15 protein-coding genes are annotated in these 12,510 nt (G+C 65.9%); 9 read left to right on the forward strand and 6 right to left on the reverse strand.

Annotated elements, in window-relative coordinates; genetic code table 11:
• On the reverse strand, positions 1–684 hold a 684-nt coding region (locus tag AC0L3X_RS09745; protein WP_473316380.1), incomplete at its 3' end, for an NAD kinase.
• Between the two features lie 250 nt (positions 685–934).
• Between AC0L3X_RS09745 and AC0L3X_RS09750 the strand changes: the two genes are divergently transcribed.
• Positions 935–2,503 carry a S10 family peptidase gene (locus AC0L3X_RS09750; protein WP_473316381.1) on the forward strand — a complete coding sequence of 523 codons (1,569 nt, stop codon included), beginning with the start codon at positions 935–937 and terminating at the stop codon, positions 2,501–2,503.
• Here AC0L3X_RS09750 and AC0L3X_RS09755 read toward each other — a convergent pair.
• Positions 2,490–3,878: a serine hydrolase domain-containing protein gene (locus AC0L3X_RS09755; RefSeq protein ID WP_166342387.1), complete on the reverse strand. Its 1,389-nt coding sequence runs from the start codon at positions 3,876–3,878 to the stop codon at positions 2,490–2,492. The genes AC0L3X_RS09750 and AC0L3X_RS09755 overlap by 14 nt on opposite strands.
• Before the next feature lie 109 nt (positions 3,879–3,987).
• Positions 3,988–4,530, reverse strand: coding sequence for a tetratricopeptide repeat protein (locus tag AC0L3X_RS09760; protein ID WP_028150223.1), 543 nt, complete (start codon positions 4,528–4,530; stop codon positions 3,988–3,990).
• 251 nt (positions 4,531–4,781) lie between these two features.
• Between AC0L3X_RS09760 and AC0L3X_RS09765 the strand changes: the two genes are divergently transcribed.
• The 4 genes from AC0L3X_RS09765 (at position 4,782) to AC0L3X_RS09780 (ending at position 7,286) form a co-directional block, all read left to right on the forward strand.
• A complete protein-coding gene (locus AC0L3X_RS09765) occupies positions 4,782–5,150 on the forward strand; it encodes a His-rich protein BRANT (RefSeq protein ID WP_166342386.1) in 369 nt (122 codons plus the stop codon).
• Between the two features lie 212 nt (positions 5,151–5,362).
• Positions 5,363–5,797 (forward strand): hypothetical protein, encoded by a 435-nt coding sequence (locus AC0L3X_RS09770; protein WP_283016904.1) that lies wholly within the window; start codon positions 5,363–5,365, stop codon positions 5,795–5,797.
• Between the two features lie 287 nt (positions 5,798–6,084).
• Positions 6,085–6,792: an outer membrane protein gene (locus tag AC0L3X_RS09775; RefSeq protein ID WP_166342385.1), complete on the forward strand. Its 708-nt coding sequence runs from the start codon at positions 6,085–6,087 to the stop codon at positions 6,790–6,792.
• 251 nt (positions 6,793–7,043) lie between these two features.
• The gene (locus AC0L3X_RS09780; RefSeq protein ID WP_038935984.1) at positions 7,044–7,286 is read left to right on the forward strand and encodes a DUF6719 family protein; all 243 of its coding nucleotides are present in this window, start codon (positions 7,044–7,046) and stop codon (positions 7,284–7,286) included.
• Positions 7,287–7,319: 33 nt separating this feature from the next.
• Here AC0L3X_RS09780 and AC0L3X_RS09785 read toward each other — a convergent pair whose 3' ends face one another.
• Both AC0L3X_RS09785 and AC0L3X_RS09790 read right to left on the reverse strand, forming a co-directional pair.
• A complete protein-coding gene (locus AC0L3X_RS09785) occupies positions 7,320–7,574 on the reverse strand; it encodes a hypothetical protein (RefSeq protein WP_166342384.1) in 255 nt (84 codons plus the stop codon).
• 296 nt (positions 7,575–7,870) lie between these two features.
• The gene (locus AC0L3X_RS09790) at positions 7,871–8,275 is read right to left on the reverse strand and encodes a hypothetical protein (RefSeq protein WP_166342383.1); all 405 of its coding nucleotides are present in this window, start codon (positions 8,273–8,275) and stop codon (positions 7,871–7,873) included.
• A gap of 102 nt (positions 8,276–8,377) precedes the next feature.
• Between AC0L3X_RS09790 and AC0L3X_RS09795 the strand changes: the two genes are divergently transcribed.
• The gene (locus tag AC0L3X_RS09795) at positions 8,378–8,542 is read left to right on the forward strand and encodes a hypothetical protein (protein WP_166342382.1); all 165 of its coding nucleotides are present in this window, start codon (positions 8,378–8,380) and stop codon (positions 8,540–8,542) included.
• A gap of 3 nt (positions 8,543–8,545) precedes the next feature.
• Here AC0L3X_RS09795 and AC0L3X_RS09800 read toward each other — a convergent pair whose 3' ends face one another.
• The gene (locus AC0L3X_RS09800) at positions 8,546–8,764 is read right to left on the reverse strand and encodes a hypothetical protein (RefSeq protein WP_041958446.1); all 219 of its coding nucleotides are present in this window, start codon (positions 8,762–8,764) and stop codon (positions 8,546–8,548) included.
• Positions 8,765–8,981: 217 nt separating this feature from the next.
• Here AC0L3X_RS09800 and AC0L3X_RS09805 point away from each other — a divergent pair, with 217 nt between their 5' ends.
• From AC0L3X_RS09805 to AC0L3X_RS09815, 3 genes are all read left to right on the forward strand, one after another.
• Positions 8,982–10,679, forward strand: coding sequence for a methyl-accepting chemotaxis protein (locus tag AC0L3X_RS09805; protein WP_283016903.1), 1,698 nt, complete (start codon positions 8,982–8,984; stop codon positions 10,677–10,679).
• Between the two features lie 252 nt (positions 10,680–10,931).
• Positions 10,932–11,651: a class I SAM-dependent methyltransferase gene (locus tag AC0L3X_RS09810; RefSeq protein ID WP_166342380.1), complete on the forward strand. Its 720-nt coding sequence runs from the start codon at positions 10,932–10,934 to the stop codon at positions 11,649–11,651.
• Between the two features lie 81 nt (positions 11,652–11,732).
• Positions 11,733–12,446 carry a class I SAM-dependent methyltransferase gene (locus AC0L3X_RS09815; RefSeq protein ID WP_283016902.1) on the forward strand — a complete coding sequence of 238 codons (714 nt, stop codon included), beginning with the start codon at positions 11,733–11,735 and terminating at the stop codon, positions 12,444–12,446.
• Positions 12,447–12,510: the final 64 nt, after the last annotated feature.

A 12,510-nucleotide genomic window follows, 5' to 3' on the forward strand; every position in this document is an offset into this window, starting at 1 on the left:
CCCCCCCAACCCCCCCCCCCACCCCCCCCCCCCCCCCCCCCCCCCCCCGGCCGCCCCCCCCCCCCCCCCCCCCCCCCCCCCGCCCCGCGTCGGGGGCCCCCCCCCCCCCCCCCCCCCCCCCCCCGGGCGGAAGGCGCTGATCGGCGTCAGCGCCAGCAGCGCGGCGTTGATCGGCAGGATCGGTCCCTGCGCGGACAGATTGTAGGCGGTGGAGCCGGCGGGCGTCGCCACCATGATGCCGTCGGCGATCAGCTCAGCCATGCGCTCGCGCTCGTCGATCAGGATCCGCAGGCGCGCGGCCTGGTAGGTCTGCCGGAACAGGGCGACCTCGTTGATGGCGTGATGCAGGTGGACGCGGTCGTTGACGTCGGTGGCGCGCATCAGGAGCGGGTTGATCTCGGATTCCTGCGCTGCCTCGAGACGAGCGCGAAGGTCGACCGTCGAGTACTCGTTCATCAGGAAGCCGACGGTGCCGCGGTGCATGCCATAGATCGGTTTGCCCGAGTGCATGTTCTGGTGCAGCGTCTGGAGCATCAGTCCGTCGCCGCCGAGCGCGACCACGACATCGGCGTCGTTCGGGTCGCAATTGCCATAGTCCCGAGTGAGCTGGCCGAAGGCGGTCTGCGCCTCGCTGCTTGGGCTCGCGACAAAGGCGATCCGGTTGTATCGCGCTGGCTTGGTCATGGCTTCCGGGCAGGGCCGCTGGCTGGAGAAAGTTCCGCCGGGCTCGTCTATACGACCTGGGCCTGCATTGTCGAGAAGGACCGCTGTTCAAGGCAAACAGCGTCCATCCCGATTCAGGGCAAATCCGGGTCGATTTGTGCTCGCCCGGCTTCTTCAGGCGCCGCCGGGCCGGCTATCCCCCAAACCGTCGCAATTTCTCGCTAGCCTTGCGATGCTCGCCGGCTCTCGCAGCCGGACAAGGAGAACGATCATGGTCATGCGTTTGCCGGCGCTCCGCCGCGCGACCCTGGTACTGGCGGTGTCGACTTTCGCGCTCGCGGGATTTGCCCGCGCGGACGATCCGCCGCAGCCGCGCGCCGAGACGACGGCCCCAGCGGGACAGAAGGGTGGGCGCGGCGGCAACACGCCAGGCGCGTCACAGGGTTCATCGTCCGCCGCCGAGCCGCATCGCCTTCCGTCGGATTCGACCACGAAGCAGACGCTCGATCTGCCGGGCCGTGCACTCGACTTCACTGCGACTGCCGGCTCGATCCGCGTGTTCGACGGCAAGGGTGAGCCGCTCGCCGACATCGCCTATACGTCCTATGAGCTCGATGGTGCCGACCGAGCGACGCGCCCCGTGACGTTCCTGTTCAACGGCGGTCCCGGCGCGTCCTCGGCATGGCTCCAGTTCGGCGCTGCGGGGCCGTGGCGGCTGCCGCTCGATGGCGAGGCCCTTTCGCCGTCCGCCTCACCCGAGGTGAAGCCGAACGCGGAGACGTGGCTCGACTTTACCGATCTCGTCTTCATCGATCCCGTCAGCACCGGCTACAGCCGCTTCGTTGCCAGCGGCGAGGACGCGCGCAAGTCCTTCTACTCCGTCGACGGCGACGTCAATTCGATCGCGCTCGTGATCCGCCGCTGGCTGGAGAAGCACGACCGGCTGACCTCGCCGAAATATGTCGGCGGCGAAAGCTATGGCGGCATTCGCGGGCCGAAGGTCGTGCGCCAGTTGCAGCTCCAGCATGGCGTCGGCGTCAGGGGATTGATCCTGGTGTCGCCGCTCCTGGACTTCCGCGAGTTCACCGGCACCAGCCTCCTGCAATATGTCGCGACGCTGCCGAGCTATGTCGCGGTGGCGCGCGAAGCCAAGGGAGCGGTCAAGCGCGCCGATCTCGCCGACGTCGAGGCTTACGCGCGGGGCGAGTTCCTGGCCGACCTCGTCAAGGGCGAGGCGGACAAGGAGGCCACCAATCGCCTTGCCGACAAGGTCGCCGAGCTCACCGGGATCGATCAGGCCGTGAGCCGCCGGCTCGCCGGCCGTTTCGACGTCGGTGAATTCCGCCGCGAGTTCGACCGCAAGAACGGCAAGGTGACGGGGCGCTACGACGCCTCGGTGCGAGGCTATGATCCCTATCCGGATTCGAGCAGCTCCCGGTTCGGCGATCCCTCGGGCGATGCGCTCCAGGCGCCGCTGACGAGTGCGGCGGTCGATGTTCTCACGCGCAAGCTCAACTGGCGGCCGGATGGCTCCTATGAAGTCCTCAATGGCGCCGTCGAGGGCAATTGGGATTTCGGCCGCGGCATCAACCCGCCCCAGTCGATGTCGGAGCTGCGCCAGATCCTCGCCACCGACGGAAAGCTGAACGTGCTGGTCGCGCACGGCCTGTTCGATCTCGCCACGCCCTATTTCGGATCGAAGCGGGTGCTCGACCAGCTCCCGGCGTTCGCCACGCAGCGGGTCAAGTTCGTCGTCTATCCCGGCGGCCACATGTTCTATTCGCGCGACGGCTCGCGGCAGGCGTTTCGGAGCGAGGTGGAGGCTCTTATCCGAGAGTAGGCCGCCGCTTGCGCGGCGGATATCTCCGCGCGATCTCGCGCGCCACGACACGCTCCGGCTTGATATTGGCGCCGGCGATCCAGATGTCGCTGACCTTGCCGCGCGCGTCACGGACGCGGCGCACCGGCTCGCCGTGGCTGGAATAGCCGGCAGCCCAGGCGAGCTTGCCGGTGTCGCGGCCGGTGACCTCGATCTCGGCGGCATCCATGAACGGATTGATGAACTGCGGATTGGCGACCAGCACGCGGTTGCCCGCGGGGACGAGATCGGTTGCGCCCCAGATCGTCCACCAGCGGCCGGTCCAGTCGCGCACGCGGCGGTCGGGTGCGCCGCGAGTCCTGAACACGCGCAGGATCTGCATCGCGCCGTCCATCCAGAACGGCGCCGCGCCGTCGATCGAGTTGCTGAGGATGCTGATCGCGAGCTCGCAAGCGGGGATGGAGCAGGTCCGGGAGATGTAACCCTGAAAATGGCCGCCATGGCCGAACCAGTCCCAGCCGTCGGTTTTGCCGGCGTTGATGCCAAGGCCATAATAGGCCTCGAAACTCTGCGGGATGCGCCAGTGATGCCGGGTCATTTCGCGGCGGCTTGCGACTGAGAGCACGCTCTTCCTGGCGTTGGGCGCAAGCTGCGCGAAGAAGCGGGCCGTATCGCCGGCGGTGGCGGCGAAGCCCGTGGCGGACGCCATCGCGTGCGTCGGATTGTCGCCGGGGATCACGCAACGCTCGCCCAAGGGCACTTTTCGCGTGTGGCCGCGCGCGAACGATGCGCCCTTGGGAAGCGGCGCATCCGGCTCAGTCTCGCGCAGGCCTGCGGGCTCGATGATCTCGCGCTTGATCCAGGCGGAGTAGGGCTCCTTCGACACGGCTTCGATGACGAGGCCGAGCAGGCCAAAGCCGTGGTTGGAGTATTTGAAGCGCGTCCCCGGCTCGATCGCGGTCGGCAGCTTCAATTCCGCGAGCAACTCCCTGGCGTTGAGATAGGGACGGTTGTCAATGAACTGCCCGGAATCGGCGCCATCGCGCGTCAGCCCCGCGCTGTGCGAGAGCACCTGCGCAATCGTCGTCTCGGCGACGCGCGGATGCAGGCCGCCGACATGTTGGCCGACCGTGTCGTCGAGCCGGAGCTTGCGCTGGTCGCGCAGCTTCATGATGCCGGCGGAGGTAAAGCTCTTCGAATGCGAGGCGATACGGCAGCGGTGGCGCGGGGTGAGCTTCTCGCCAGTGTCGAGATTGGCAAGACCAAAGGCGTGCTCGGCGACGATTTCGCCGCGATGGGCAAATGCGACGATGACGCCGGGCTGCTGGAATGTCGCCTGTTGGAATTCGATCCAGCAGCCGATGTAGTCGATCGCGGATCGCAGCCACGTATCCATTGCGCACCAATTTGCGAGGGGAGCACTTGATGCGAGAGGCTAACCGAGAAAGCGGAACGGGCACAACCCCGAGGTTGTGCCCGCTCGTTTCGTTCGAGGATGCGATGTCTCAGTAGACGAGCGTCGCGCCGGTCGGCTTGTCGAGCGCCGCGGCGAGCGAGCGATACTCGGAGCTGTCGGTGCCGGCGAGCGAGGCGATCTTGTTCAGGTGGTACTGCGCCTGTTCGCGGTTGCCCTGCTCGAGCTGCCAGAGGCCGTAATACTGCCAGGTGCGGACGTGGTTCGGATCGTCCTTCAGTGCGATCTCGTAATAGACCTTGGACGACTGGTAGTCGCCGAGCTTGCGATAGGAGTAGCCGATCAAATTGGCGACGTCGGCGACGTCGTCGCGCTCGAGCGACTTCAGCTGGCCGATCGCGCTCGTGTAGTCGTGACCGTCGTAGATCGTGGTGTAGGCGGTGCGATAGGCCGCGAGGAATTTGGGATCGCTGATGGAGGAGCTCTTCTTCTTCCCCTTCTTGGCCGAGCTGTCCGACTTCGGCGGCGGCGAGGGCTCGTCGCTGCCCGCGGCGTAGGCGCTGGTCAGCATCGGTCCGGCGGCCAACGCCATCGAGACAAGCCCCGGTACCAGAAGCATGGAAAGTTTGCGCATCTATCTTCTCCCGTATGGAACGTGGCGATCCTACACGATTGCCCAAAGACCGGAACACCCAGAGGGCAAAAACATTCCCGCTTCGCACGATCTATTCGCCCCTCCGCAGATGACAAACTTGTCATCGAGATGAACAGAAGCCTGCAAGGGACTTCAGACTGGGTTCAGCGCGCGCCGCCTAGGCTCCCACCCACGATCGAAGAGTAGGCGAGAGGGCGCCGCCTCAAGATCCTTCCAAGAGGAGACCAACCATGTTGAAGACCATTTCCGCAGCCTTGCTCGCCGCTTCCGTAATCGCAGCCCCGGCCTTCGCCGCTGAAGCCGGCAAGACCACCACGACCGCGCCGGTGATCAAGGCGGACCAGAGCCAGACCAAGGCGTCGACCACCGCCGTGAAACCCGAGGCCGGCGTCAAGGCCGACACGAAGGCCGCCGACGTCAAGGCGGACGCCAAGGTGGATACCAAGTCGAAGGCGATGAACGCCAATGCCGCGGTCACGCCCGACGAGCACAAGGCCGTGCGCACGCATCGCCACCACAACAAGCATCTGTCGGCCAAGAAGTCGCTGAAGGCGCAGCCTGACGTGACCAAGCCGGCGGCCATCGACAAGCGCAGCTAACGACTGATCCGGCGCGGCGGCATCCCTGGCATTGCCCGCCGCCGCGTGCGGAATTCAGGCCCGGCCCGTCGTCTCGGCGTCAGCGCGAAAGCGCAGGCGCCGGCGGCGGGACGGTGCGTTATTTGCGCAGCATACGAGCAGGACCGAATTCCCTTCGTGCAACCTTGGGGCTAGAACATCCTCCGAGTCTGATCGAGCGGAGAGCGTGGCCTGTGGGATGGTTGGCGAAGCGTGCGGTGATCTTGGCGTTGGTTCTGGTCTTGCCGCTGGCGCTCGCGGCATGTTTCGGCAGCGACGGTGATCGTCCATCCCTGATGGAGGGGACCCAGGCGGGAGGGCCGCAGCCGTTTCCCGACAATTTTCGCAGTGACACGCTGGCCTTGATGCGCGCTTACCTCAACAATCCCGTCGGTGTGCGCGAGGCCACCATGGCCGATCCGGTGCTGCGCGAGATCGGCGGACGGCAGTTCTACGTCGCCTGCCTGCACTTCACGCCACGCGAGACCGACGGCAGCTACAAGGGCGTGCGCGAACGGGCCGCCGTCTTCGTCAACGGGCGGGGCGACCGCATCGTCGATCGCGCCGGCGAGCTCTGCGCCGGTGCGGTTTACGCACCCTTTCCGGAACTGGAAAAGATGGCGCGGTAGCGCAAAGCCGGCCTTCATCGGCAGGTGCTAGGACAGGGGCCGCCGGAGCCGCTGGATCACAATTTGGCGAGCTTTGAACGGGGCTGGTTTGCCTTGCGACAGATCGTTACAGCCCGCCTTGAGCAGACGACGAAAACAGTCGGTGCAAGCAGGTGTGACGGAACAAAATCGCGTTGTTGCCACACCGTCACAGTGACAGACGATCAACGTTCCGGCATCGCCGCGAAGCAACCTAATTCACGCCACGTTGTTTCCTGAGTGTCGAATTTGAAAGAACGGGGATGATCATGAAGACGATTTTGCTGGGCGCCGTTGCTCTGCTGGCGCTGGCTGCACCGGCCGCCGCGGCCGACATGCAGCCGCGCACCTATACCAAGGCGCCCGCCTATACGCCGCCGCAGGTGATCTACAACTGGACCGGTTTCTACATCGGCGGCCATGTCGGCGGCGCGTTCGCGGGTGACAGCAGCTTCCAGTCGAGCGACGCCCGTTTCCTGGGCGGCGTGCAGGGCGGCTTCGACTACCAGTTTGCGCCCAATTGGGTGGTGGGTATCGAGGCCCAATATTCCTGGCTGCCGACCAACAACAACGGTGTCACGTTCCCGCTGGGGACGCAGGTGACGTCGAACACCGACCAGCTCGGGTCGGTGACCGGCCGCATCGGCTACACCTGGGGACCGGCGCTGGTCTATGCCAAGGGCGGTTACGCCTGGCGTAATGGCGGCCTCGGCGTCAACGTCGCCGGCGTGGCGCAGCCCTTCACCGCCACTGGCAACAACAAGGACGGCTATACTGTCGGTGCCGGCCTCGAATACATGTTCGCACCGAGCTGGTCGGCCAAGGCCGAGTACCAGTATTACAACTTTGGCAGCACGACCTTCACCTCCGCTCCGGCCGACGTCGTCGGCGTCCGGGGCCGGGAGGACGAGCATACCGTCAAGGTCGGTGTGAACTACCGCTTCGGCTGGGGCGGACCGGCGGCCTCGCGCTACTGACGCCCAACAGCGACCACGACCTGACAAGGGCCGGCTCACGCCGGCCTTTCGTTTGCCTGGCCCTTGTTTGCCTGCCTGTTGTTTGCTTTGCGTGAACCATCTGGCGCGTCATTTGCAAGCAAACGGTCTGGCGCGCGCGTTCTCACGCGCGTCATGGGACTGGCGTAAAGCAAAAATAATTTTTGCCGCCTACGGAACTCGCGCTCCGGAAGGCGTTATATGAGAATTACCGGGCTGGTGGGACGACGGACATGCGTATCTTTGTGTCGGCAGTAGTGCTCTCGTGCTTCATCTCCCTGCCGTGCGCTGCACAGACAATCCTCAAATCCGAGCCTCTGATGCTGGCACCCTATGAGGTGGCCTTCGTCAAGGACGCTTCCTGCCCATCCGGCAAGGTGCTGAAGGTAACAGGCGCGATCCGCGGGCTGCACCGTCGCAAGGCCTGCGTGGTGCTGGCGGGCGAGCAGGCCTCGCTGGCGACCGCGACCCCCTGAGAGATCCCTTCCTGAGATACCCCGGGCCGAACCTCAGGAATTCAGCGCAAGCTCCATCCTCGACTGCTGCTCGGCCTCGGCCTTGTTCCTGGCGGGGTCCTCGCCCTGGGCAGCCCGGCAGGGCCTGATCTCGTAATCATTGTCCAGGACCCGGCGCGGCCCGTGGCGCCGATCGTCGGTGCTGACATCCACGACGAGGCCGCTTTGCTGCGCGAGCTGCCAGACGTCGGCCTCGCTGGGATAGGCCTTGCTGATTTGGGCGTCGTTGCAGAACAGGGCGTAGGGCATTCTTCCCGCTCCCGGAAAGCGCGTTAACGGCTTCACGGGGCAAGGGGTTCCGGGACGATCACGGGGGCGTGATCGGAGCCGCGGGCCCTGAGTCTTTAACGAGTCCTGAATCCCTAAAAAAAGAATCCCTGGGACTCATTTGCCGGAATCAGCGGATGTTTTCGGCCATGACGACCGACCTCAAGACCTGCTGCGGGCACATGCTGCTGCCACTGACGCTGGGATTGCTCAGCGCCTGTGCGGCCAATCTCTGGTTGGTCTGGTCCTGGCTGTAGGTGTCCGATCGCCCGCCGGTCTTAGTTTTCGGTTGGCGGACGGAGGGAGGGGTCACGAATGGCCGCGCGGAGCCTGGTCAGGGTCGCCGCGCAATACTCCTCCCGCTCGCGCTCGAATCGCTCCTGATGCTTGCGGAAATTGGCGATGCGGGCCTGCATCTCGGAGCGGAAATCGCCGCTTGTCCGTGCTGGCGGGATCATGACGGGCGGGGCGAGCGGGACTGGCGGCGGCTTGATCTCGACCGCCAATGTGTCGACCGCCACGATCTCGACGGTGACGGTCTCGACGGTGACGGTCCCCACCGGGACGTCCGGTGCAGCCGTCGGCCTCTCCGGCGGATGGAAGTCGCCCTTCTTGCCGGTCACCGAATGGACGAAGGCCATTGTCTGCGCGATCAGTGCGTCGCGCTCGCTGATCCACTTCATGGTCCACCTCTGTTGGAGCCATTCCAGCAAAGCTGGCCGGCCGAATCAAGGAGGTGTCCGGCTGGGGATTGCATATTTTTCCCGCCCGCCCGACAGTGGGGAATGGACGTCAAATCAGACCAGTCGGACGAAGCGCAGGGCCTGCGGCTCGTTCGTGCGTTCTTGTCGCTGCCACCCGACAAGCGGGCGGAGGTGATCGTGTTCGTGGAGGAGTTGGCGCGAGCCCAAGGCCGGCCCGAGGCGGGCACGGAGGCATCGCCGACGTGAGCGCTATCGCTCGCGCGGGTTGATGTTGGGCTCGAACGGCGCGCCCACCACCCGGACCGGTGTCGGAGCCGTAACGTCGATCGCCGCGCGTTCGGCGACCTGCGTGGCCGGAGCCGGTCCTGGTGCCAGCTCGAACAGCGCAACGGTGCCGGCCACGGCGACACAGCACAGCGTCACCGTCGCCAGCAGAAACATGTTTCGGTTTTCTTCCTTGATCCGCATGGGCCGACAACGACTGACGCCGTCGACCGGTTCCGGCCGGCTCTGTCCGGAAACGCCCCCAAAACAGGCAGAAGCTTACACGAGGCTTACGTCGACCCCCCGAATAGTTATTTTTCCGTAAGACTACTCGGGGGATTTGGCATCAAATCTTAACGTCCGCCGGTTCCAATGCCCGTTGCTGGGATTATGCGTCGGCAGAAGCATTGGGGCGGCTGTTATGAGCTTTTTGAACAATCTGAAAATCGTGTGGAAGGTCGCACTAATCGTGGCGGTGATGGGATGCGCGATGCTCGCCGTCGCCGGCTTCGCCGCGCGTGAACTTTCGGCGACTGTCGACGGATTTACCGAACTCTCCGCCGCGCAATCCTCGGCGCTCAACCTGACGCGGGCCCAGCGCCGCGCGGAGACCTATCATGCCGCGCTCTATGCGGTCTTCACCGAAGCGACGGAGGCGGGCAACGCTGGCCGTCTCAAGATCGCGAACCAGAACCGCACCGAAATCAGTCAGTACCTCGATGCGGCCGTGCAGGACGACCCGTCGCGCGCCAGCCAGGTCAAGAGCATCGGGGACCAGCTGAAGGCCGCGTTCGCCAGCTGCGATCCGGTACTCCAGGCCGGCGCGCAGGCAAGCAGCGTGGAGGAGAATGCCAAGGCCGCCGAACGTGCGCACAAGGAGTGCGATCCGGTGCTGGACGCGGCCCTCGCACGCATCGTCCAGTTCGTGACCGAGTCCGCACAGGCGGTCAGCAACCGCAAGGAAGCCATCAACCGCGACGCCAGGTCCGCGACCTGGACCGTGATCGGCGTCAGCGCCGGCGGCCTGATCGTCGGTATCGCGATCGCGCTGTTCATCGGCCTCAATGCGATGTCCCGGCCGATCGCCCGGCTCAAGCTCGCGATGGAGGGTCTCGCCCGCAACGATCTCAAGACCGAGGTGTCCGAGAAGGACCGGAGCGACGAGATCGGCGACATGGCCAGGACCGTCGAAGTCTTCAAGACCAACGCGATCGAGGTCGAACGCCTCAAGGCTGCGCAGCTCGAGATCGAGAAGCAGGCTGCCGAGCAGCGCCGCCGTGACATGGTCAACCTGGCCGACGGCTTCGAACGCGCGGTCGGCGAGATCATCGAAACCGTCGGGTCCGCTTCCACCGAGCTCGAAGCGTCGTCCTCGACGCTGGCCACCACCGCGCACCGCGCGCAGGAGCTGACCTCGGTGGTCGCGGTCGCTTCGGGTGAAGCCACGGGCAACGTGCAGTCGGTTGCGACCGCAACGGAGGAGCTGTCGTCCTCCGTCAACGAGATCAGCCGGCAGGTGCAGGAATCCGCGCGGATGGCGGGCGAGGCCGTCACCCAGGCGCGCACCACGACCGAGCGGGTCAGCGAGCTCTCGATCGCGGCGACGCGGATCGGCGATGTCGTCGAGCTGATCAACACCATTGCCGGCCAGACCAACCTGCTGGCGCTGAACGCCACGATCGAGGCGGCACGTGCCGGCGAGGCCGGCCGCGGCTTCGCGGTCGTCGCCTCCGAGGTGAAGACGCTGGCCGAGCAGACCGCGAAGGCGACCGGCGAGATCAGCCAGCAGATTTCCGGCATCCAGACCGCGACCCAGGAATCCGTCAACGCGATCCGCGACATCTCCGCGACGATCGAGCGGCTGTCGGAGGTGTCGTCCACCATTGCCGCGGCCGTCGAGGAGCAGGGCGCCGCGACCCAGGAGATCTCGCGCAACGTGCAGCAGGCCGCTCACGGCACCCAGCAGGTCTCCACCAACATCACCGACGTGCAGCGCGGCGCGGCCGAGACCGGCTCGGCGTCCTCGCAGGTGCTTTCGACCGCCAAGATGCTGGCGACCGACAGCAACCGGCTGAAGGACGAAGTCGGAAAATTCTTGCGGACCGTGCGCGCGGCGTAAGTGTGTGCGGCGGCACTCGTCCGCCGCGCTCACCGCGCCTAATGCGGAAGCAAGAGGCCGAGCGCGAACACCAACAGCATGGCCGTCATGACGACGGCCGTCACGGCGCCGGCAACGATTTTGGCCTTCTCTTTGCTGGTGGTCGAGCGCATGCGGGCTGCATGCTACCTCATGTTGAACTTCGGTCCAATCCGTGGTCAGTAGCCGCGCAGCGCGATGCGCGCGGCCGACTCCATTCCCGAAGGTCGCCCCATGAACGAGGACGTCAGCGACGGCTGGACCGCGTCCGCGGCCGCCTGGATCGTCGAGCAGGGAGAAGACGGCGACTACGGCCGCCGCTTTGTCCTAGACGCGCCGATGCGGGCGCGGATCGAAGGGCGCGGCTTTCGCAATGCGCTCGACGTCGGCTGCGGGGAGGGGCGCTTCTGCCGCATCATGCAGCGCGCCGGCATCGGCACCACCGGCCTCGATCCGACCGAAGCGTTGCTTGCGCGCGCCAGGGAGCTGGACCCGACCGGCAACTATCGGCTCGGCCGCGCCGAGACGATGGAGGTCAGTGCGGAATTTGACCTGGTCGTCAGCTATCTCAGCCTGATCGACATGCCCGACCTCGGCGCGGCCATCGCGAAGATGGTGGCGGCGCTGCGGCCGGGCGGCACGCTGCTGATCGCCAACCTGACCAGCTTCAACACCGCAGGGCAGCCCGACGGATGGACGCGGGACGGCGAGGGTATCCCGCGCTTTTCGATCGACCATTACATGGAGGAGCGGCCGATCTGGGTGAGCTGGCGCGGCATCCGCGTCCAGAATTGGCATCGTCCGCTCAGCACCTACATGACGCTGTTGCTCGATCACGGCCTTCAGCTGCGTCTGTTCGTCGAGCCGGAGCCCGCAGGCGGCGATCCCGAGAGGAATGCCGTTCATCGCCGCGTGCCCTATTTCCACATCATGGAGTGGCAGAAGGCGGCCTGAGGGAAGCGGCTGGCGATTTCGGAGGCGACGCTTCGGCTGTATAGTGTGCTTGCGACGGAATCTTGACGCGAGTCCCGCCCGATGATCACCAATCGTCCACCCGTGCTCGCCCATGAGCGCTTCGTTGCGGACCGCGAGAACTTTGACGGCCTCGATCTCGCCGCGCGGTTCGAGCGGATCGAGCAGACCAACCTGTGGAGCGCGGCCACATCCGTCTCGGGCCTCGGCTCGGAGGACCCGGCGACCGCCGCGATCCGAGAGGAGCTTCCTCCCCTGCTGCAACGGCTCGGCGCGCACTCGCTGCTCGATGCGCCCTGCGGCGATGCCGGCTGGATCGGCCGCATCAAGCTCGACCTCGACTACACCGGCATCGACATCGTGCCGTCGCTGATCGAGACCAATCGCCGGCGTGTGGCCGGCGGCGAGTTGTTCGGCCGGTTTCTCGTTGCCGACGTCACGCGCGATGCGCTGCCGCGCGCGGATGTCATCCTGTGCCGGGACTGCCTGGTTCATTTGAGCTTCGACAACATCGCCCGCGCCGTTGCCAGCTTTGCCGAGAGCGGCGCGGGCTTCCTGCTGGTCACGACGTTTCCCGAATGGGATGCAAATCGCGATTGCGCGGATGGCGATTGGCGCGCGCTGAACATGGAGAAGGCGCCGTTCAACTGGCCGTCGCCGCGCGCGCTGATCAACGAGCGTTGCGAGGAGGGCGGCGGCGGCTGGCGCGACAAGAGCCTTGCCCTATGGCGGCTGGATGAACTGCCCGATCGTATCCGCATGGCCACGGCGATGTGACGGACGCAGGCGGAACTCCATTGCGTCCGTGACCGCACTGGCGATACACTTCAGGTTGTGTGAC

Source organism: Bradyrhizobium sp. MI1.7 (assembly GCF_055811795.1).

Excerpts from the sequence above, each read along its gene's own strand:
- AC0L3X_RS09750 (WP_473316381.1), top strand. The coding sequence starts at position 935 with ATGGTCATGCGTTTGCCGGCGCTCCGCCGCGCGACCCTGGTACTGGCG.
- AC0L3X_RS09755 (WP_166342387.1), bottom strand. The coding sequence starts at position 3,878 with ATGGATACGTGGCTGCGATCCGCGATCGACTACATCGGCTGCTGGATC.
- AC0L3X_RS09760 (WP_028150223.1), bottom strand. The coding sequence starts at position 4,530 with ATGCGCAAACTTTCCATGCTTCTGGTACCGGGGCTTGTCTCGATGGCG.
- AC0L3X_RS09765 (WP_166342386.1), top strand. The coding sequence starts at position 4,782 with ATGTTGAAGACCATTTCCGCAGCCTTGCTCGCCGCTTCCGTAATCGCA.
- AC0L3X_RS09775 (WP_166342385.1), top strand. The coding sequence starts at position 6,085 with ATGAAGACGATTTTGCTGGGCGCCGTTGCTCTGCTGGCGCTGGCTGCA.
- AC0L3X_RS09780 (WP_038935984.1), top strand. The coding sequence starts at position 7,044 with ATGCGTATCTTTGTGTCGGCAGTAGTGCTCTCGTGCTTCATCTCCCTG.
- AC0L3X_RS09785 (WP_166342384.1), bottom strand. The coding sequence starts at position 7,574 with ATGCCCTACGCCCTGTTCTGCAACGACGCCCAAATCAGCAAGGCCTAT.
- AC0L3X_RS09790 (WP_166342383.1), bottom strand. The coding sequence starts at position 8,275 with ATGAAGTGGATCAGCGAGCGCGACGCACTGATCGCGCAGACAATGGCC.
- AC0L3X_RS09795 (WP_166342382.1), top strand. The coding sequence starts at position 8,378 with ATGGACGTCAAATCAGACCAGTCGGACGAAGCGCAGGGCCTGCGGCTC.
- AC0L3X_RS09800 (WP_041958446.1), bottom strand. The coding sequence starts at position 8,764 with ATGCGGATCAAGGAAGAAAACCGAAACATGTTTCTGCTGGCGACGGTG.
- AC0L3X_RS09805 (WP_283016903.1), top strand. The coding sequence starts at position 8,982 with ATGAGCTTTTTGAACAATCTGAAAATCGTGTGGAAGGTCGCACTAATC.
- AC0L3X_RS09810 (WP_166342380.1), top strand. The coding sequence starts at position 10,932 with ATGAACGAGGACGTCAGCGACGGCTGGACCGCGTCCGCGGCCGCCTGG.
- AC0L3X_RS09815 (WP_283016902.1), top strand. The coding sequence starts at position 11,733 with ATGATCACCAATCGTCCACCCGTGCTCGCCCATGAGCGCTTCGTTGCG.